Source organism: Ponticoccus litoralis (genome assembly GCF_039769985.1).
In the GTDB taxonomy this organism is placed as follows: domain Bacteria; phylum Pseudomonadota; class Alphaproteobacteria; order Rhodobacterales; family Rhodobacteraceae; genus Ponticoccus; species Ponticoccus litoralis.
In genome coordinates this window covers 498,116-516,292 of record NZ_JBDNCH010000004.1, presented here as the reverse complement: position 1 = coordinate 516,292, position 18,177 = coordinate 498,116, and the positions used below count along the sequence as shown (strand labels likewise).

Sequence of the window (18,177 nt, the reverse complement as noted above, 5' to 3'; positions counted from 1 at the left end):
ACGCGGGGCGCCCCGCCCGGCGCCTCGCCACCGGCCCGCACGTGAAAAGGCCGGTATTGCACAGGAAACCTTGGCAACCTTGACGAACGTCAAGGCTGCACCGGGCCGAGCTGGCTTACTGTATGAGTCGCGACGCATTCATTTTCCGGGTGTTCACGTCCTGACCAGCGGCTCCGACCGGTGCCTTGCGACAGGCTGTAACCGCCGGAAACGAAACAGCCAGGCAGTTCATGACGAGCAAGCTCAGCAGACGCAGCGTTCTCAGGGGCCGGCTTTCCCGGACCGACCCGGAAAGACTGCGTCCGCCCGGCGCCCAGGACGATTTTTCCCGCCTCTGCACAGGCTGCGGGGACTGCGCCCGGGCCTGCCCCGAGGGCATCGTCATCCGCCATTCTTCCGGCGAACCCGTGCTCGATTTCACCAAGGGCGCCTGCACCTTCTGCAATGCCTGCGCAGAGGCCTGCGAGACCGGCGCCCTGATCCCCGCGCCCGCGTCGGACTGGCCGTGGCGGGCGGTGATCACCGACAGCTGCCTGTCGCTGAACGGCATTGCCTGCCGCGCCTGCGAGGACGCCTGCGACGCCCGGGCCATTCGGTTTCGCCTGATGACGGCGGGCCGGGCGGCGCCGGTGCTCGACGCGGATCAATGCACCGGCTGCGGCGAATGTGCCTTCACCTGCCCCGCCGGTGCCGTCTCTTTCGAAGCCCGAACCCCCGCAACCGAGGAAATCGCATGAACATCTGTGGCTGCCTTGTCCATGTCGCCCGCGACGATCTCGCCCAGGCCCGCAGCGCGATGGAGGCGATGGCCGGGGTCGAGGTCCATGCCCAGACCGAGGACGCCACGCCTCGTCGTCGTGGTCGAGGATACCGAGGCCGCCTTCGCCTCTGACACGATCATGGCGCTGCACCAGATACCGGGCGTCTACTCGCTGACGCTCAACTACCACCATTTCGAAGACCCCACGCAGCGGGCGCCGCTCGCCGCCACCCAGCCGGAGACCTGACGCATGACCATCTCGGAATCCCGCCGCACCTTCCTGAAGGCCACCGCCGCCGCCAGCACCGCCGCCGCCGCCGGAATCCCGCTGGCGACCGGCCCGGCCCTCGCCCAGACGCCGGGCAATGCCGACATCCGCTGGGACAAGGCGCCCTGCCGGTTCTGCGGCACCGGCTGTTCCGTGCTGGTCGGCACCAAGGCGGGCCGCGTCGTCGCCACGCAGGGCGACCCCGAGGCCCCGGTCAACCGCGGCCTGAACTGCATCAAGGGCTATTTCCTGTCCAAGATCATGTATGGCGCCGACCGCCTGACAACGCCGCTGCTGCGCAAGTCGAACGGCGTCTACGACAAGAACGGCGACTTCGAGCCGGTCAGCTGGGACGAAGCCTTCGACACCATGGCGCTGAAGTGGAAAGAGGCGCTGGCCGCGAAGGGGCCGACAAGCGTCGGCATGTTCGGCTCGGGCCAGTGGACGGTCTGGGAAGGCTATGCCGCCGCCAAGCTGATGAAGGCCGGTTTCCGGTCGAACAACATCGACCCCAACGCGCGGCACTGCATGGCCTCTGCGGTGGTCGGCTTCATGCGGGCCTTCGGCATCGACGAGCCGATGGGCTGCTACGACGACTTCGAGCACGCCGATACCTTCGTGCTCTGGGGCTCGAACATGGCCGAGATGCACCCGATCCTGTGGTCGCGGCTGACCGACACGCGCCTGACCAAGGAAGGCGCAGAGGTGCATGTGTTGTCGACCTTCGAGCACCGGTCCTTCGAGCTGGCCGACAACGGGCTCGTCTTCAAGCCGCAGACCGACCTGGCGATCCTGAACTACATCGCCAACTACATCATCCAGAACGACGCGGTGAACTGGGATTTCCTTGAAAAGCACGTCAATATCACGAAGACCGCGACCGATATCGGCTATGGCCTGCGCGACAGCGATCCCCGGCAGGCGGCGGCGGCGAACCCGGATTCCGGCGCCCTGACGCCCATCGACTTCGACGCCTATGCCGCCGCCGTGGCCCCCTATACAGCCGAGTATGTCTCGGAACTCTCCGGTGTGCCGGTGCACCAGCTGGAGAAACTGGCCCAGCAATATGCCGACCCGGACCGCAAGGTGATGTCGCTCTGGACCATGGGCTTCAACCAGCACACGCGCGGCAGCTGGGCCAACGGGTCGGTCTACAACATCCACCTGCTGACCGGGAAGATTTCCGAGCCCGGCAATTCGCCCTTCTCGCTGACCGGCCAGCCCTCGGCCTGCGGCACCGCCCGCGAGGTGGGCACCTTTTCGCACCGTCTGCCGGCGGACCTCGTGGTGACGAACCCCGAGCACCGCGCCCATGCGGAAGAGATCTGGCGCCTGCCCGAAGGCACCATCCCCGAAAAGCCCGGCCTGCACGCGGTGGCGCAGAACCGCGCCCTGAAGGACGGCACGCTGAACGCCTACTGGGTGCAGTGCAACAACAACATGCAGGCGGCGGCCAATCTGAATGTCGAGGGCCTGCCCGGCTATCGCAACCCGGACAACTTCATCACCGTCTCGGACCCCTACCCCACCGTCACCGCCATGTCCGCCGACCTGATCCTGCCCACCGCCATGTGGGTCGAGAAGGAAGGCGCCTATGGCAACGCCGAACGCCGCACCCAGTTCTGGCGCCAGCAGGTCATGGCGGCCCGGCGAGGCAAAGTCCGACCTCTGGCAGCTGATGGAATTCGCCAAGCGCTTCACCGTCGAAGAGGCATGGGGCGCCGACCTCGTCGCCAAGGCGCCCGAGCTGGCGGGAAAGACGCTGTACGACGTGCTCTACGAAAACGGTCAGGTGAACCGCTTCCCGCTGGAAGACACCGCCGAGGGCTTCGACAACGTCGAGGCACAGCACTTCGGCTACTACGTGCAGAAGGGGCTGTTCGAGGAATACGCCACCTTCGGACGCGGCCACGGGCATGACCTTGCGCCCTTCGACACCTATCATCAGGCGCGCGGGCTGCGCTGGCCGGTGGTTGACGGGCAGGAAACGCTGTACCGCTTCCGCGAAGGCTATGATCCCTATGTCGCCGAGGGCCGCGATGTCCAGTTCTACGGCTACGAGGACGGCAAGGCGAAGATCATCTTCGCCCCCTACGAACCCGCCGCCGAAGCCCCGGACGAGGAATACGACCTGTGGCTGTCCACGGGCCGTGTGCTGGAACACTGGCATTCCGGCTCGATGACCCGGCGGGTGCCCGAGCTGCACCGCGCCTTCCCCTCGGCGGTGGTCTTCATGCACCCCGAGGACGCCAAGGATCGCGGGCTGCGGCGCGGGCAGGAGATCATGATCTCGACCCGCCGCGGCGAGATGCTCAGCCGGGTCGAGACACGCGAGCCGCAACAAGGTGCCGCGCGGCCTGGTCTTTGTGCCATGGTTCGACGAGGGGCAGCTGATCAACAAGCTGACGCTGGACGCGACCTGCCCGCTGTCCAAGGAAACCGACTTCAAGAAATGCGCCTGCAAGGTCGAACGGGCCTGATCGTTGCCCAGTGCCGCAGGGGGCCACGCCCCTGCGGATCCCCTACCCGCCAAGGAGGCCGGGAATGCCCGCCGCCACGCCAGTCCTGTCCCCCCAGCGCCGCCGGTTCCTGACCGATACGGCGCGCATGGCCGGCGGCTGCCTTGTCGCGGCAAGCGGATTGGCCTCGGCTGGCGCGCGAGGCGCGGGCGCTTCCGGCAGAGGCGCTGCGCCCGCCCGGCGCCCTGCCCGAGGCCGAGTTCCTCGCCGCCTGCATCCGCTGCGGGCTTTGCGTGCGCGACTGCCCCTATGACACGCTGTCGCTGGCCGAACTGGGCGCCGACGGCCCCGCCACTGGCACGCCCTATTTCACCGCCCGCGCGGTCCCCTGCGAGATGTGCGAGGACATCCCCTGTGTCGCCGCCTGCCCGACCGGCGCGCTGGACCAGAGCCTGACCGATATCGACGAGGCGCGGATGGGCACCGCGGTTCTGGTCGATCAGGAGAACTGCCTGAATTTCCTCGGCCTGCGCTGCGACGTCTGCTACCGGGTCTGCCCGGTCATCGACGAGGCGATCACGCTGGAGCTGTCACACAACGACCGCTCGGGCCATCACGCGATCTTTGCGCCGACAGTCCATGCGGACCACTGCACCGGCTGCGGCATCTGCGAGAAAAGCTGCGTCCTGCCGGAAGCCGCGATCAAGGTGCTGCCCCTGCGGCTGGCCCGCGGCGCCTCGGCAGAGCATTACCGCAGGGGCTGGGAAGAGCAGGACAGCAACGGCGCACCGTTGGTCGACGGGTTGATCGACCTGCCCGACCGCCTGCCGGGACCGGGCACCGACAACCTGGCCGCGCCCGGCGGCTTCGATCCGGCCTTCACCCTGCCGGAGGCGGGACAATGAAGGCCTCGACCGCCGCGCCCGTCGGGCAGGAGGCCATCCAGGCCAAGGGGTGGCTGCGCGCGCATCGCTTCCTGATCCTGCGCCGCCTGTCGCAGGCGGTCTTCCTGGCGCTGTTCCTGCTGGGGCCCTGGTTCGGCCTGTGGTGGGTCACCGGCACGCTGGCCGGGTCGCGCAGTTTCGGGGTGCTGCCGCTGACCGATCCCCTGGTGGCGTTGCAAAGCCTTGTTGCGGGGCACTGGCCCGCCGCGACGGCGCTGATCGGCGCGGGCATCGTTCTGGTGACCTACGCGCTGATCGGCGGGCGGGTCTATTGTTCCTGGGTCTGCCCGATCAACCCGGTGACGGACGCCGCGCATTGGCTGCACGACCGGCTGGGGCTGCACAAGGGCTGGCAGCCCAAGCGCCAAACCCGGCTCTGGCTGCTGGGCGCGGTGCTGGCCGTCTCGGCCCTGACCGGCACCATTGCCTGGGAAACCGTCAACCCGATCACTATGCTGCACCGCGGGCTGGTCTTCGGCATGGGGTTCGCCTGGGCGCTGGTGGGGCTGGTCTTTGTCTTCGACCTGCTGGTGGCGCGCCGTGGCTGGTGCGGGCATCTCTGCCCGGTCGGCGCCTTCTACGGGCTGCTCGGCCAGCGCAGCCTGCTGCGGGTCAGCGCCGCCCGGCGCGCGGCCTGCGACGACTGCATGGATTGCTTCGCCGTCTGCCCGGAAAACCGGGTCATCGCCCCGGCCCTGCGCGGCAAGGACGGCGACACACCGCTGATCCTGTCGCCGGACTGCACCAATTGCGGGCGCTGCATCGACGTCTGTTCCGTCGATGTCTTCGCCTTCACCCATCGCTTCGACACCCATGTCGAAGACCCCTCACCCCCGCGGCCCCGCACGGCCGCCGACCAAGCCGCCTGACGGCGCCAACGGAGAGCTGACATGAAACTGCCGGTCAAAGCGGGCCTCGCCGCATTCGCCTCAACCCTGCTGCTGTCCGGGCTGGTCCTGGCGCAAACCAACAGCCATGTGCAATCGCTGCGGGGATCGGATCTGGACACCACCCTGCCCGCCCCCGACCTCTTCCAGCAGCAGCAAGGGCGCGAGGTACGCAACTATCGCCAGCAGCCGCCGCTGATCCCGCATTCGATGGAACAGTACCAGATCGACCTGCGCACCAACCAATGCCTCAGCTGCCACGACTGGACCAATGCGGGCGATCGCGGCGCCCCGACGCTGTCGATGACCCACTACCTCGACCGCGACGGCACCCAGCTGGATACCGTCGCGGGCACCCGCTGGTTCTGCAACCAGTGCCACGTGCCGCAGGCGGACGCCCCGGCCCTGGTCGACAACACGTTTGAACCCAGCGCATCGCGCTGAGGCTAGGCACGGAAGGACAAGACATGGCCGAGAACGACACCAAGCCCGGTCGGCGGAATTTCCTGCTGCGCCTCTGGGACGCCTTCTGGAGCCCGACGGGCGTGCTCAGCACGGGCTTCCTGCTGATCGCCGGCTTCATCGGCGGCATCCTGTTCTGGGGCGGCTTTCACTGGTCGCTTGAACTGACCAACACCGAGGAGTTCTGCACCTCCTGCCACACGATGGAAACGAACCTCGGCGAGTACCGCGAGACGATCCACTACAACAACCACTCGGGCGTGCGGGCGATCTGTTCCGACTGCCACGTCCCGCACGAGTGGCAATACAAGATGAAGGCCAAGATCATGGCCGTGAAGGACGTCTATCACGAGGTGCTGGGCACCATCTCGACCAAAGAGAAGTACGAAGCGCGCCGGTTGGAAATGGCAGCAGCGGTCTGGAAGAAGATGAAGGCCAGCGACTCGCGCGAATGCCGCAACTGCCATGCCTTCGAATACATGGACTTCACCCTTCAGGAGACCCGCGCCGCCGACAACCACCAGCGCGCCATCGACGAGAACATGACCTGTATCGATTGCCATCAGGGCATCGCCCACGACCTGCCGCCGGGCTACCAGGAAGAATACGATCACGTGGTCGAAACGCTGGCCCGGTCCGGCGCGGCACCGGCCGCGGGCACCGACATGGCTGCCATCCGGACTTGGCTGAAGGACGCGGGCGAATGACCGCGCGCGCCCCCATCCGCCCTTCCGACAACCGCCGCATGACGGAGTGACACAGATGCTCAGTTTTCTCGATCTTCTCGGCACCATCGGCGCAAGCGTGCTGGGCCTGCCCGGCATCATCGGCGTCGCGCTTGGCATGGCGACACGGAAATGGGCGCTGGCCGCCGGGCTGGGCGGGCTGATCGGATTGCTGGCGCCGATGATCCTTGGCGGATCGCATTCGACCCATGTGGCGATCACACCGATGGAATACACGGTCTCGGTTCTGGTCGGGCTGCTGGCCGGTCTGGCCGGATGCGCCATCCGCCACAAGGGCGCCAGGATCTGAGGCGCGGCCCGGGGGCCTAACCGGCCAGCGCCCCGCGCAGCCAGTCGTCGAGGGCCGCGCCCCCGGCCTCGACCTGCGAGCCAAGCCCGCCGGCGAAACTCAGGAACCCGTCGAGATTGCGGGCATTGACCGCCGTCAGAACCGGAATGCCCTGCTCCAGCGCAAGGGCGAGCACCGGAGCAAAGCCGCGCCCGGCGCATTCCTGCGCGCCGAACTTGTTCAGGATCAGCACATCGGCCCCCTCGCGCAGCCGGAGTGTCACCGCCTCCGCCGCCGCTTCCAAAGACCCCGGATCCAGACGGCAGCCCCGGGATCCGCCCCCCAGCTTCTGCGAGATTTCCAGCGCCGGGCCGCGCGGCAGAACGGCAAGCTCCATGTCGCAGGGATGCGCGCCCTCTGTCGGCGCGCGGGATTGCACGATACCGGCAACCACATGGCCCTCTGCCCTCAGTCTTTCGGCAAGCGAGGCCAGCAGGCGATCCGCCTCTCCCCGCGTTTCGGAAAGGATGTATCCGAGCACAACAGCCCCCTTCTTCTGTTCAGGTCGCGCAAGCGGGTCGCCTGCGGTCAGGACAGCCAGGTCCCGACAAACCGGTTACTCGGTTTCGCACAGGTCGCAGAAGCGCGACAGGTCATGGGTGTCGGCGATCCGCGCGGTGTTGCCCTCGACCGTCACCCCCCTGTTGCGCAGCCGGGCAAAGGCCCGCGACAGGCTTTCCGGCGACATGCCGATCCGCCCGGCGATGACGACCTTGTCGTAGGGCAGACGCACATCGCAGGCGCCGCCCTGTCCCGGCGGCAGAAGCGACAGCAGGAAGCGGGCCGCGCGCTGCGCCCCGTCCCGCAGCTTCAGCATTTCGATCTCGCGCACGAGGGCGTTCAGATGCGCCCGCGCCCCGGCCAGAATGGCGCCGCGCGTCTCTGGCGACCGGTCCATCAGTGACAGGACAAGGCTGACGGGCAGTTGCAGGGCCTGCACCCGGGTGGTGGCTTCGGCGTGGACCATATGGGCAGGGGCGCCAAGAACGGCGGCGTCCCCGATGGTCTGGCCCGGGCCAAGCACATTGATGACCGCCTCTTGCCCGCGCGCGCTCACGCTGTACAGCTTGACCCAGCCCGCCATGATCACGAAGACATGCTGTGCCGGCGCCCCCGCCGAGAAGACCGTCGCGCCGCGTTCGAACATGCGGACGCTGCCCTGATCGAGCAATATGTCCGCTGCCTCTTTCGGGCACATCCCGATCAGATCCGCCCGGCGCGCCGCGTTCCTGAGAGCCTCGTTCATCCGTCTGACCTTCCGTAGCTGGCCTGACCCGGACAGGCGGTTCGCACAGGCCGGGCAGCACAACGATACGACGCAGCCCCGACAGAGATGTTGCGGCAGCGCAAACTTCTGCCGCGATTTGCGGGACGCCCCCTGGCAGGTCCGCAACATTGGCCTGCCCTGTCAGGAATACTCACTCAACGGTTGTATAAAGCAACAGATTTGGCAGCGAGGCTACGCCTCGGGCTTTTGCGCTTCAACGGAAAGGGCGCCGGTCGCGCAGCGCAGGCGCAAGAGAAATGCAATCATCCCAATCCGTTATCCGGAAAATCCAAGCCATGCCGCCCGGGGCGAGGGAAAAGCGGCCCCGCGACCGGTAAAGGCTTTGCCCCTTGGTTCCCGGGCAAAGCGCCGACAGGGGGCTTCTGAAAGCCCCCCACCCTTGTGACGGCCAGCGGTTGGGAATCGCGGCGCGGTCACTCACAATCATGCAGGCAGCATGGCTGTGGCGCGGGGTTTTCGGCCCCTTCGGCACCACCCCAGAGAACCGTCGCGGGGGTCGCATCGATCCAGCGCCGCACGGCCTCCGCGACCTCCGAGCCGCGCGACCGCGAAGTCCTGACCGACAAGCACAAGGCGCGGTTTGCACAGGGAGGCGCGCACCAGACTGACGTACCGTGCGCTCGGACAGCGACAATGTCCGCCCGCCTTCCGTGATCCTGCGGTCGAGATCGCCGTCGGGGCACAGCACCGCCTTCAGCCGCAGTTGCCCGAGCCTGTCGCGCAGGGCCGCATCCTCGATCGAGACCCCGGTCCCGAAGGTCAGCGCGCGGCGCAGCGAGCCTTGCAGGATCGGCACATCGGCACCGATCCGGCAGAGATTGCGCCGCAAGGCGCCACGGCTCAGCGCGTCCAGCGGGATGCCCGACATCCGGACCTGCCCGGCGGGTTTCGGGTCGCGCCCCAGAAGGATGTCGAAGAGCGCGGTTTCGGCGCGTTCGCCAAGCGCGATGCGGCCTGCCTTGCCAGCAGCCAGCCGGAAGGAAAATGCGGGCGCGCCCGGCAGCTCCAGCGCCTCGATCCGCAGCGCCACCGGGCCCTTGGGCAGCCCGCGCGTGCCATAGGGGCCGCGCTGGCGGCGGGTCAGCGCGGCGGCGCATTTCTCTCGCGCCGCGCGCCACCCGGCGTGCAGGTTCCAGACCGTGGCAAGGTTGCGCATCGGCGCAAGCAACAGCCCCAGCGCCGAAAGCGCCGCGGCAATGGTCCCGGTGCCAAGCCCCTCGCGGGCACCGATCAGCAGGATCAGCGCCGCCGTCAGCCCGGCCATCAGCTCGGGCACGGCGGTCAGCGCCTCGGCAAGGCGCAGCCGGTCAAGCGCGGCCTCGATCATCTGCCCCGACCGCCGGCGCAGCCGGTGCAGTTCCTTGTTCCGGCGGCCCAGCCGGTCGAGATCGGGGGCCAGCGCCATGCGTTCGGTCATCTCGGCGGCGATGCGCCCCCGACGGGCGCGCAGGCGCCGGTGCAGCGGCGCAAGACGCCGCCCCCGACGAAGATCAGCAGCAGCGCGACGCCAAGCGGCGGCAGCACCGCAAGCAGAAGCGCGGGCGACAGAAGGCCCAGCACCGCCAGCGTCGCCGGAATCAGGATCGCCCCCGCTATGAGGCGCGGCACCCCGCGCCCCGCCCAGTTGCGAAAGGCGGTCATGTCGCCGACGAAACGCAGGCTGGAATATCCGCTGCGCCGCGCCGCCACATCGCTGGCGGCCATACCCGCCGCATGTTCGAAAAGCGCGGCGCGCAGGTCCAGTGCATAGCTCTGCGCCAGACGCTCGCCCTGCACCTGCGCCGCGATCCGGGCCGAGGCGATGACCAGACCCGACAGGCTGAGCACCACCACCGGCACCAGCGGCAGGTCGGGTCCGCCCGCGTGCAGCGCCTCGAACAGCGCGCGGGTGGCAAAGGCCGCGGCACCGGCGGCCAGCCCCTGCATCAGCGTCAGCAGCGTCACCCGGGCCAGCGGCGCGCGCCGCCCGGGGGCAAGAAGGCGGGGCATCGGGGTCATGCAGCGTGCGACCAGTCCGCATTCGCCCGCAGCGCAAACCCGTTGGCCTCGGCGGGGTCCGACAGATCCGACTTGCGCAGCACCGGGATGCCGGTGGCGGCCTCGGCCTCGCGGCTGGCCATCGGCGAACAGCTCAGCATGCCGGTCAGCAGGTCGGGGGCCAGCCCCAGTCGCGCCAGCTCGGCCACGCCACCGGCGGCGGCCACCGCATCGCCACAGGCAAAGACCGTGGCCCGAGATCCGGCTCTGGAACCACGGATCGGCGATGAGCTGCGCGGTTTCGCGCTGGAACAGCCCGTCGGCCACCTCCATCACGGCAATCTCGCAGCCCTGCTGCTGCGCCTCGCCCAGCAGCCGCTCGATACCGCCCCGGATGCGCGGCAGCTCTTCAAGGTAGGTGGTCACCATGCCCGCATCGGTGAAATCGCCGACATATTGCGCGCCGGTATCGCTGTATTCGTTGTAATCGCCGAAAGCGCCGGTGCCGGTGGCCTTGATCGCGGCGGTCTTCCATCCCGCCCGGCGCAGCCCCAGCGCAAGCTGTGCGGTGGCCAGCGTCTTGCCGGAATTCATCGCCGTGCCCAGAACCGCGATCACCGGGATCCGGGAGGGCTGGGCAGGATCGGGCAGCGCGAAGTGTTCCAGGTTGACCGGCTTGCCGTCCTGCCCCAGCAGGCGCCCCTTGGGCAGCAGCCGCGTGGCGGGCTTGATACGCTCGTTGCGGGCGGTCATGCGACCGATGCAGCCGCCGCCCGCCAGCATGTCGGCACCGTCCGCCGCGATTTCGGCGACACCCTCGAACTGGTCGGGCGCATAGCGTGCGCCGCAGGCCAGCACGACGAGATCGCCGGGAAACAGATCCGACGGTCGCCCCGAGGGCAGCTGGATGCGCCGGTGCTGGCCGATCTGCGCAACCTGCGCGAGGATCAGATCGCCGGGGCGGGCCTCGGCAAAGCGGGTGTCGAGACCGCAGATCTGCGTGCGGTCCACACGGCGGGTCGAAAAGCTCCATTTCGCGCTGTCGAGCTGGGTTGTCAGGGCGGCGGTCGGGGATGTCAGGGCGGTGGTCATGAGAGGGCTCCTTTCAAGAGCGGAGATGAGGTTGGGAATCGGGGAAAGGGTCAGGCGGCGCTGGACAGGCCGGTCTGCGCGGGCGCGGTCACCATCCGGGCCAGCCCGGCGTGCCGGACGGCCCAGGCAACGTCATGCGCGCAGCCCGGAAGCTCATGCAGGGCAATGCGGGGCGAACAGCCCTCTGCGGCGGCGGCACCGCGCAGCGCCTGAACATAGGTGCGGGCGCGGGCCAGACGGGTCTCGCCCTGCAGGCGGTCCAGCTCCGGTGTCTGGCGCAGTGCCTCGTCGCGCGTGGTGTCGCGGCTGCCCACATAGACATGGATGGGACGGTCGAGAAAACGGCGCAGCCCGACGCCATGGCGGCGCGCCCAGAACAGATCGCGCGGCGCGGCGCTGTCGGCCAGCCCGTAGGGATAGGCCATCTGCCGGTTCGGCAGGCAGTACCAGCCCGCCGCCGCGATATGCAGATCCGCAACGCGCTGGGGAAACAGCATGGCGAAGCGGTGCGCCAGTTGCGCGCCGCCGGAATGGCCGAACAGGCTGACCGGGCCGGCCTGATCGGGAAAGGCGGCCTCGAAGGCCGCGAGCAGCGCAAGCAGCGCCTGATCCGGCCGCGCCTTGCGCGAGGGACGCTGGAACACCGGCCGTGCCCGGTCACCGAAGTGGGGAACGATGACGGTCCGGCCCGTGCGCTCCGCCTCGGGGCGGAAGAGCTCTGTCAGCTCGCGGGCGTTGCGGGAAATGCCGTGCAGCACCAGAAGCGGCGCCGCGCCGCTGGGCCGGCTCGGCAGGACGACCCGGGCAGAAAGCCGCCCGGCGGGGCTGGTGCAGACAAGCCTGGAGATCTGGCGGGGCGGAAGGATCGAAGCGGGGGAACAGGGCATTGCGGGCTCCTTGCGTTGGCATCTGCAAGGATTACGCCCGACCCGCCGCCCTATTCCCGCCGGGCGCGAAAGTTTTTCAGGGGATTGTTTTCTGCTCTGTTTTCATGGGCTTGACGCAAGCGTCCGTGACCGGAACCAGCCCGTGACCGTAAACCATGTCCGGTCCGGGATCCCCCAGATCGGTGGCCCCCGCGCGTAACGCCTCGGCGATCTCGGCGGCGCTTCGGTCGGGCTGGGCCTCGCGCAGGATGGCCGCCGCCGCCGTGGCGAAGGGCACGGCGAAAGAGGTGCCGGTCTTCCAGCGTGCCCCGCTGACAGAGGCCGCGGTCCAGACGTTCACCCCCGGGGCGGCCAGATCGATATGCGGCCCCTGCACCGCACGCCGGTAAACCTGCTTGTCGCGATCCACCGCCGTCACGGCCATCACATGGTCGTAGGCCGCCGGGTAGCGCGGCCCGGCACGCGGCCCGTCGTTCCCCGCCGCCGCAAGGATCAGGATATCGTTCTCGGCAACAAGCTGTGCCGTGATCTCTTCCAGAACCGCGTTTTCGGGCCCGGCAAGGCTGAGGTTGATCACCCGCACGTCCCGATCCGCCAGGAAGGACAGCGCCGATGCGAGGGTGAAGGCATCCGCGCGTTCGTCATTGCCCGCGCGGTGGAAGGAATCGACCGCGACCAGCGAGGCGCCGGGCACAAGCCCGGGCGACCGGGTGTCCGGATCGCCGACCAGCAGCGCGGCGATGGCGGTGCCGTGCAGGCGCTTGGACGGCGGCAGGTCTTCGTCCGAGAGGCGATGCAGTTCCAGATCGGCCCCGGCAAAGGTCTGATGCGCGTCATTGATGCCGGTGTCGATCATGCCGATGGCGACACTGCTGCCACATCCGCCGCGCGCGGGCGGCAGCGGCCAGCCGATGCTGAAGCGCGCCGGGCAGTCGCCGCCCTCGCAGTCCGGGGCAAAACCCTGCTCGGTCCGGTAGTAGTGATTGAAATCCGCGTCGGGCGCCGAGGGCAGCGCCCGCAGCCGCGTCCGCGCGGTCTCTAGCGTCACGCCGGAGGGCACCGAAAGACGGTGGATCTGAACCCCCAGCGCCGCCAGCTGGCGCTGCTCCAGCGAGCGGTACCCTTCGCTTTCCAGCGTGGCCAGATCCTCGGCGGAAAGACCGTTGGCGATGATCTCCGCCCCGGCCTGCTCGGGCGGCGGCGGCGGAGGGGCGCCGCGCGGCGCGCTTGCTGTTGCGGTGCCCGTTGCTGCTGGGGCGCGCGCTGCTGCTGCCGCGGCGCTACGGGTTCGCCCCGGAGCAGCCGAAGCAGCCCGCCGCCGTCCCCGGTCCCGCCGCCGCTGCGCGACGGGCTGCGGTCATCGTCGTCGTCATCGTCGTCGTCGTCATCATCATCGTCGTCGTCATCATCATCGTCGTCATCGTCACCGCCGCCGTCATCCCCGCCATCATCATCGTCGTCGTCATCGTCGGCCCATGCAGAGGTCGCAAGGCCCGGCCATGGGGCCTCGGCCGGAGAGAAGAGGGCGACAGAGGCAAGCAGTTGTACAAGCAAGATTTTTCTGATCATCGGGGCGGGTCTCTTTGTTGAATTGCAAATCGGGTCACGATGACTACGGTTGCGGTCAGACCTAATTCCATCCAATCCGTGCGGCAAACACTTTGGATAGCGGGTACGCGGGTATGAACGGTACCGTTTCGAACATGACATCATCGCCCAACTCGTGCCCCTGCGCCGTTTCGCGCTGTCGCTGTGCCGCAGCCCGGATCTGGCGGACGATCTGGTGCAGACGACCGTTGAACGCGCGATTGCCGCGCGCGATCGCTATGATTGCACGCAGCGCCTGGAGCCCTGGCTGTTCCGCATCCTGCGCAATGCCTGGCTGGACGTGATGCGGCGACGCAAAACGCGGGGCACCGAGGTCGATGTGATCGACTCGCCCGATGTCATGGCGGTCGACGGCCGGCAGATCACCGATGCGCGGCTGATGCTGAACGCGACGGAAAAGGCGCTGGACGAGCTGCCCGACGAGCAGCGTGAGGTGATCCTGCTCGTGTGTTACGAAGAGCTGTCCTATGCCGAGGCCGCCTCGGTTCTGGACATCCCGCGCGGCACGGTGATGAGCCGTCTGGCACGGGGCCGCATGGCTTTGGCAAAAAAACTGGGAATATAATCCGGCCCGGCACGTGGACAGAGGGACGAGGAGCAAGAGCGACATGGCAGAGCCCAAGCTGACCGATGAAATCCTGATGGCCTACGCCGATGGCGAGCTGGACGCCTCGACGGCGCGCGCCGTCGAGGCCGCCATCGAGACGGACCCCGAGGTGGCCGAACGGGTGGCCCTGTTCGGCGACACCGCGCGCGTGCTGAAACAGGCCGCACAGGCCCGCCCCGAGCCCCCCTGCCCGACGCGCTGATGGCGAAGATCGACAAGGCCTTCGCGCAGGCGAAGACCGCTTCGGATACAACGGCAGAGCCGGTGGCGGATGTGGTTGTCCCCCTGCCCCGGCGCCGCAGGGTCGAATGGCAGCCGATGGCCCTTGCGGCAAGCATCACGCTGGCCGTCGGACTGGGGGGCGGCCTTATGCTTGGCCGGACCTCGACACCGCAGGCCCCCGCGACGGATTTCGCCGTGCTCTCGACCGCGGCGGTCAAGGAGGCCCTGAACGACCTGCCCTCCGGCGAAGAGCGTCAGGTGGCAGGCGGCGTCGTGCGCCCGATTGCCTCTTTTCACGACGCCGAGGGCAAGCTGTGCCGGGAATTCGAGTTCGATGAAAGCGCGCGGGCGCATGTTGCGGTCGCCTGCCACGGCGAAGACAGCTGGGCGCTCCGCTTCGCGGTGATCGCCGAGGTCGCGTCGGATGGCTATGCCCCGGCGTCGTCTCTGGATGCGCTGGAGGCCTATCTGGGCTCGATCGACGCAGGGGCGCCGCTTTCCGTCGAAAGCGAGGCCGACAGTCTGTCCGCCCTTGCACGCTAGTCAGCCGGGGCCGCCCCTCATTGCTTGGGGCGTGGTTTCTCTGGCGGAACCGCCTGCCCGCGGCGCGGACTTCGGCGGCGGGCCGGGCCAGCGCTGTGCCGCGATCCTGCCCCCTGCCCCGCATCCGCATAGGCATAGGCATAGGCAGGGGGTGCAGCCGACCGGCAAGACGGAACCCGCGCCTTGCAGCCACCCGGGCCGGTGACGTCGGAGGGTTCAGCGCGGCGCACCGGCAGAGGGGTCTTTCGAACGGCCTGACCGGACCGCAAGGACCTCAACCGGCGGCGCGCAGGAAGAAAAGCGCCGTCATGATCAGGCCGATCGCGATGATCAGCAGCCGCAGCAGGGCCGTGTTCTGCACCCGCCGAGCCAGTACCGCGCCGAGGTATCCGCCAAGGGCGCAGGACAGGCCGACAACCAGCAGGTTGCCCCAGTCGATCAGCCCCGCCACGGTGTAGGTCGCGACCGAAACGACGGACAGGACCACGGACATCAGGTTCTTCAACCCGTTCATCCGGTGCAGGTTGGTCATGCCGATGATGCCGAAGGCTGCCAGCAGCATGATGCCGAGGCCGCCGTTGAAATAGCCGCCATAGACCGAGACCGCGAAAACCAGGCCAAGGGCGGCGGGGTCGGACATCGTCCGCCCGGACTCGGCAAGGCGCCGGACGAAGGCCGGACCAAGCGCAAAGGCGGCGGTCGCGATCAGCAAGAGCCAGGGGACCACGCCCGAGAACAGCTCTTCCGGTGTCACCAGCAGCAGGCCCGCGCCCGCGAGGCCCCCGACCACTGCGGCGCCGACAAGATGGGCGAGCGGCGGCTTGCCCCCGCGCTCGATATCGCCCCGATAGGCCCAGGCGCTGCCGACATAGCCCGGCAGGGCGGCGAAGGTTGCGGTCGCATTGGCCATGATCGGCGGCACGCCCGCCCAGACCAGCGCCGGAAAGGTCAGAAAGGTGCCGCCGCCCGCGATGGCGTTGAGCGCACCGGCGCCCAGACCGGCCAGCGCGAGCACGAAGATTGTCAGCATGGTTGTTCTCCTAAAGGCCGCGCCGCTGTTGCACGGCGCGTGATTGGTCTGCAAATTGGTCTGGACAGGAGGCATGCATGGCAACGAAACGGACGCAAGAGATCGTCGAGGCCCTGCGCGACTATTGCGCGGCAGAGGCCATCGGTCCGGGCGGGCAACTGCCGCCGGAACGGGATCTGGCGCGGCGGCTGGGGTGCAGCCGCGAGACGCTGCGCAAGGCACTGGCCGAGCTGGAGCGCGCGGGCGACCTGTGGCGGCATGTCGGGCAAGGCACCTTCCTTGGCTCCCGACCCCTAGGGCATCCGGTGCGCGAGGCCATTCTGGTACAGGGCGCCTCGCCCTTGCAGCTGATGCAGGCCCGCCTCACTCTCGAACCCTCGGTCGCCGCCGAGGCCGCGATGTTGGCGACACCCGCCAGCATCGCCTACCTGTCCGGGCTGGTCGATCAGGGCCGCCGCGCCGGGACGCGGTCCGATTGCGAACGGCTGGACACCGCCTTTCACCGCGGCATCGCCGAGGTGACGGGCAATCCCATCCTGCTGGGCCTTCTGGATTATCTGGCCGGGGTGCGCCGCCACGCGGCATGGCAACGCGAATGGGACATCACCTACCGGACGCTCGGCGTCGACGCCTTCACCGAGCGCCACAGCCAGCAGCACGAAGAGGTGGTGACCTGCATCCGCCGGGGCGCGGCGATAGAGGCCTCGGACGCCATGCGCAGGCATCTTCAGACGATCTTCTCGGCCATGAAAGGGGCAGGTCTGCCCTCCTGACGCGCCCCCGCCCCGTCCTGACAGCCCTGCCCGCCAGTCCTGCCGCCACGCGGCGCGCACCGGGCCTTGCGCAGGGTTCCGCCAAAAACCTGAGCGGGCGTGCTTGCGTCCCTTGCGTGATGTTATACTATAACTGTATGGAGCAGGCAGCGCAGCACGGCAAGGGAGCGACGGCATGACACTGGGAAGCAGAGACAACCGGATTCCGATCACCCTGCTGACGGGCTTCCTTGGCGCGGGCAAGACGACGCTGCTCAATCACCTGTTGCACGATCCGGATGCCGGGCGGATCGCCGTCGTCATGAACGAGTTCGGCGATATCGGTCTGGATCACGACCTGATCGAAGCCGCGACCGAAGAAACGGTCCTATTGCAGTCCGGCTGCCTGTGCTGCACCATTCGCGGCGACCTTCTGAAGACGCTCGGCAGCCTCATGGCGCGGCGCAACCGGGGCGATCTGGCCTTCGACCGCGTGGTGATCGAGACCACCGGCATCGCCGATCCCGGGCCGATCCTGCACAGCCTGATCGTCGACCCTGTCGTCGCCCCGTATTTCCACATGGACGGGGTCGTGACGCTGGCCGACGCGGCACTGGGTCCGCAGACGCTGGACCGGCAATACGAGGCCGTGCAGCAGGTGGCGATGGCCGACCTGATCGTGGTGTCCAAGGCCGACCTTGTCGATGCCCGCAGCCTGACAGAGTTCAACGCCCGGCTGGAGCGTCTCAACGATACGGCCCGGCGCATCCATGCGGAACGGGGCCGCCTCGCGGCGCGCAGCCTGTTCGGGCTGACCGCCCTGCATCAGGACGCGACCACGCAGGACATGGCGCAATGGCTTGGACCGACCGCCATGCCGGAGGATCCGCTGGCGAACCTCTCGGGCTTTGCGACACCCGCCGCCGGGGCGGCCCCCTTGCCCACCCCGGCCTCGGCGAAGGCGCCCCATGACGACCGGATCGTCTCTGTCTCGTATGAGATGGCAGAGCCGATCGCCTGCGAGGTCTTCGACCTCTGGCTCGACACCCTGATCGCGCTCCGGGGTCCGCATATCCTGCGCATCAAGGGCATCGTGCACCTGCAGGGCATTGACGATCCCTTTGTCTTTCACGGCGTGCAGCACATCTTCGACGCGCCCGTGCAGCTGAAGGGCTGGCGCGGTCCCGACAGGGTCAGCCGCATCGTCGTCATCGCCCGCGACATGACCGAGGCCGACCTGAGGGCCAGTCTCGACACGCTTCACATGCAGCCCCGCAAGGCGGCGGAAACGGCCGACACGCCGCTCTGACCCCGCCC

Annotated in this window: 21 protein-coding genes and 1 pseudogene; 15 read left to right on the top strand and 7 right to left on the bottom strand. The window is 68.4% G+C overall.

What is annotated here, in order from left to right:
- The first annotated feature begins 230 nt into the window (after positions 1–230).
- The 9 genes and pseudogenes from napF to ABFB10_RS23120 all read left to right on the top strand — a co-directional run bounded on the left by napF (position 231) and on the right by ABFB10_RS23120 (position 6,815).
- Positions 231–737 (top strand): ferredoxin-type protein NapF, encoded by a 507-nt coding sequence (gene napF / locus ABFB10_RS23160; protein ID WP_347168547.1) that lies wholly within the window; start codon positions 231–233, stop codon positions 735–737.
- Positions 734–892, top strand: a complete 159-nt coding sequence (locus ABFB10_RS23155) for a chaperone NapD (protein ID WP_347168546.1) — start codon at positions 734–736, stop codon at positions 890–892. The genes napF and ABFB10_RS23155 overlap by 4 nt, the downstream gene beginning before the upstream one ends.
- A complete protein-coding gene (locus ABFB10_RS23150; RefSeq protein ID WP_347168545.1) occupies positions 858–1,007 on the top strand; it encodes a chaperone NapD in 150 nt (49 codons plus the stop codon). Before ABFB10_RS23155 ends, ABFB10_RS23150 begins: the two co-directional genes overlap by 35 nt.
- A gap of 3 nt (positions 1,008–1,010) precedes the next feature.
- A pseudogene (gene napA / locus ABFB10_RS23145) lies at positions 1,011–3,508 on the top strand (nitrate reductase catalytic subunit NapA).
- Positions 3,509–3,651: 143 nt separating this feature from the next.
- Entirely contained in the window at positions 3,652–4,392 is a 741-nt protein-coding gene (gene napG, locus ABFB10_RS23140; protein WP_347168544.1) for a ferredoxin-type protein NapG, read from the top strand.
- Complete coding sequence (napH, locus tag ABFB10_RS23135; protein ID WP_347168543.1) at positions 4,389–5,300, top strand: quinol dehydrogenase ferredoxin subunit NapH; 912 nt, start codon at positions 4,389–4,391, stop codon at positions 5,298–5,300. Before napG ends, napH begins: the two co-directional genes overlap by 4 nt.
- A 21-nt stretch (positions 5,301–5,321) precedes the next feature.
- Positions 5,322–5,762: a nitrate reductase cytochrome c-type subunit gene (locus ABFB10_RS23130; protein ID WP_347168542.1), complete on the top strand. Its 441-nt coding sequence runs from the start codon at positions 5,322–5,324 to the stop codon at positions 5,760–5,762.
- A 23-nt stretch (positions 5,763–5,785) separates the two neighbouring features.
- A complete protein-coding gene (locus ABFB10_RS23125) occupies positions 5,786–6,487 on the top strand; it encodes a NapC/NirT family cytochrome c (protein WP_347168541.1) in 702 nt (233 codons plus the stop codon).
- 55 nt (positions 6,488–6,542) lie between these two features.
- Positions 6,543–6,815 carry a hypothetical protein gene (locus ABFB10_RS23120; RefSeq protein WP_347168540.1) on the top strand — a complete coding sequence of 91 codons (273 nt, stop codon included), beginning with the start codon at positions 6,543–6,545 and terminating at the stop codon, positions 6,813–6,815.
- 16 nt (positions 6,816–6,831) lie between these two features.
- Here the strand turns inward: ABFB10_RS23120 and ABFB10_RS23115 are convergent, their stop codons facing one another.
- The 6 genes from ABFB10_RS23115 to ABFB10_RS23090 form a co-directional block, all read right to left on the bottom strand.
- A complete protein-coding gene (locus ABFB10_RS23115; protein ID WP_347168539.1) occupies positions 6,832–7,335 on the bottom strand; it encodes a DUF2478 domain-containing protein in 504 nt (167 codons plus the stop codon).
- 75 nt (positions 7,336–7,410) lie between these two features.
- Positions 7,411–8,100 (bottom strand): Crp/Fnr family transcriptional regulator, encoded by a 690-nt coding sequence (locus ABFB10_RS23110; RefSeq protein ID WP_347168538.1) that lies wholly within the window; start codon positions 8,098–8,100, stop codon positions 7,411–7,413.
- A gap of 235 nt (positions 8,101–8,335) precedes the next feature.
- A complete protein-coding gene (locus tag ABFB10_RS23105) occupies positions 8,336–9,559 on the bottom strand; it encodes an ABC transporter ATP-binding protein (protein ID WP_347168537.1) in 1,224 nt (407 codons plus the stop codon).
- Complete coding sequence (locus ABFB10_RS23100; protein WP_347168536.1) at positions 9,556–11,211, bottom strand: ABC transporter ATP-binding protein; 1,656 nt, start codon at positions 11,209–11,211, stop codon at positions 9,556–9,558. The genes ABFB10_RS23105 and ABFB10_RS23100 overlap by 4 nt, the downstream gene beginning before the upstream one ends.
- A 50-nt stretch (positions 11,212–11,261) precedes the next feature.
- Positions 11,262–12,098, bottom strand: coding sequence for an alpha/beta fold hydrolase (locus tag ABFB10_RS23095; protein ID WP_347168535.1), 837 nt, complete (start codon positions 12,096–12,098; stop codon positions 11,262–11,264).
- Between the two features lie 76 nt (positions 12,099–12,174).
- Positions 12,175–13,146 (bottom strand): S8 family serine peptidase, encoded by a 972-nt coding sequence (locus ABFB10_RS23090; RefSeq protein WP_347168534.1) that lies wholly within the window; start codon positions 13,144–13,146, stop codon positions 12,175–12,177.
- A gap of 197 nt (positions 13,147–13,343) precedes the next feature.
- Between ABFB10_RS23090 and ABFB10_RS23085 the strand changes: the two genes are divergently transcribed.
- The 4 genes from ABFB10_RS23085 (at position 13,344) to ABFB10_RS23070 (ending at position 15,078) form a co-directional block, all read left to right on the top strand.
- Positions 13,344–13,688: a hypothetical protein gene (locus tag ABFB10_RS23085; RefSeq protein WP_347168533.1), complete on the top strand. Its 345-nt coding sequence runs from the start codon at positions 13,344–13,346 to the stop codon at positions 13,686–13,688.
- A 133-nt stretch (positions 13,689–13,821) separates the two neighbouring features.
- Positions 13,822–14,271, top strand: a complete 450-nt coding sequence (locus ABFB10_RS23080; RefSeq protein WP_347168532.1) for an RNA polymerase sigma factor — start codon at positions 13,822–13,824, stop codon at positions 14,269–14,271.
- Between the two features lie 43 nt (positions 14,272–14,314).
- A complete protein-coding gene (locus ABFB10_RS23075) occupies positions 14,315–14,515 on the top strand; it encodes an anti-sigma factor family protein (protein WP_347168531.1) in 201 nt (66 codons plus the stop codon).
- Positions 14,515–15,078 (top strand): hypothetical protein, encoded by a 564-nt coding sequence (locus tag ABFB10_RS23070; RefSeq protein ID WP_347168530.1) that lies wholly within the window; start codon positions 14,515–14,517, stop codon positions 15,076–15,078. Before ABFB10_RS23075 ends, ABFB10_RS23070 begins: the two co-directional genes overlap by 1 nt.
- A 274-nt stretch (positions 15,079–15,352) precedes the next feature.
- Here the strand turns inward: ABFB10_RS23070 and ABFB10_RS23065 are convergent, their stop codons facing one another.
- Positions 15,353–16,108 carry a sulfite exporter TauE/SafE family protein gene (locus ABFB10_RS23065; RefSeq protein WP_347168529.1) on the bottom strand — a complete coding sequence of 252 codons (756 nt, stop codon included), beginning with the start codon at positions 16,106–16,108 and terminating at the stop codon, positions 15,353–15,355.
- A 77-nt stretch (positions 16,109–16,185) separates the two neighbouring features.
- Here ABFB10_RS23065 and ABFB10_RS23060 point away from each other — a divergent pair, with 77 nt between their 5' ends.
- Both ABFB10_RS23060 and ABFB10_RS23055 read left to right on the top strand, forming a co-directional pair.
- Positions 16,186–16,881 carry a FadR/GntR family transcriptional regulator gene (locus ABFB10_RS23060; protein WP_347168528.1) on the top strand — a complete coding sequence of 232 codons (696 nt, stop codon included), beginning with the start codon at positions 16,186–16,188 and terminating at the stop codon, positions 16,879–16,881.
- 175 nt (positions 16,882–17,056) lie between these two features.
- Positions 17,057–18,169 (top strand): CobW family GTP-binding protein, encoded by a 1,113-nt coding sequence (locus tag ABFB10_RS23055; protein ID WP_347168527.1) that lies wholly within the window; start codon positions 17,057–17,059, stop codon positions 18,167–18,169.
- Positions 18,170–18,177 lie beyond the last annotated feature (8 nt).

Bases quoted from the DNA above. Each gene is read 5' to 3' on its own strand.
- napF (WP_347168547.1), top strand. From the start codon at position 231: ATGACGAGCAAGCTCAGCAGACGCAGCGTTCTCAGGGGCCGGCTTTCC.
- ABFB10_RS23155 (WP_347168546.1), top strand. From the start codon at position 734: ATGAACATCTGTGGCTGCCTTGTCCATGTCGCCCGCGACGATCTCGCC.
- napH (WP_347168543.1), top strand. From the start codon at position 4,389: ATGAAGGCCTCGACCGCCGCGCCCGTCGGGCAGGAGGCCATCCAGGCC.
- ABFB10_RS23130 (WP_347168542.1), top strand. From the start codon at position 5,322: ATGAAACTGCCGGTCAAAGCGGGCCTCGCCGCATTCGCCTCAACCCTG.
- ABFB10_RS23125 (WP_347168541.1), top strand. From the start codon at position 5,786: ATGGCCGAGAACGACACCAAGCCCGGTCGGCGGAATTTCCTGCTGCGC.
- ABFB10_RS23120 (WP_347168540.1), top strand. From the start codon at position 6,543: ATGCTCAGTTTTCTCGATCTTCTCGGCACCATCGGCGCAAGCGTGCTG.
- ABFB10_RS23110 (WP_347168538.1), bottom strand. From the start codon at position 8,100: ATGAACGAGGCTCTCAGGAACGCGGCGCGCCGGGCGGATCTGATCGGG.
- ABFB10_RS23105 (WP_347168537.1), bottom strand. From the start codon at position 9,559: ATGACCGAACGCATGGCGCTGGCCCCCGATCTCGACCGGCTGGGCCGC.
- ABFB10_RS23100 (WP_347168536.1), bottom strand. From the start codon at position 11,211: ATGACCACCGCCCTGACATCCCCGACCGCCGCCCTGACAACCCAGCTC.
- ABFB10_RS23095 (WP_347168535.1), bottom strand. From the start codon at position 12,098: ATGCCCTGTTCCCCCGCTTCGATCCTTCCGCCCCGCCAGATCTCCAGG.
- ABFB10_RS23075 (WP_347168531.1), top strand. From the start codon at position 14,315: ATGGCAGAGCCCAAGCTGACCGATGAAATCCTGATGGCCTACGCCGAT.
- ABFB10_RS23070 (WP_347168530.1), top strand. From the start codon at position 14,515: ATGGCGAAGATCGACAAGGCCTTCGCGCAGGCGAAGACCGCTTCGGAT.
- ABFB10_RS23065 (WP_347168529.1), bottom strand. From the start codon at position 16,108: ATGCTGACAATCTTCGTGCTCGCGCTGGCCGGTCTGGGCGCCGGTGCG.
- ABFB10_RS23060 (WP_347168528.1), top strand. From the start codon at position 16,186: ATGGCAACGAAACGGACGCAAGAGATCGTCGAGGCCCTGCGCGACTAT.
- ABFB10_RS23055 (WP_347168527.1), top strand. From the start codon at position 17,057: ATGACACTGGGAAGCAGAGACAACCGGATTCCGATCACCCTGCTGACG.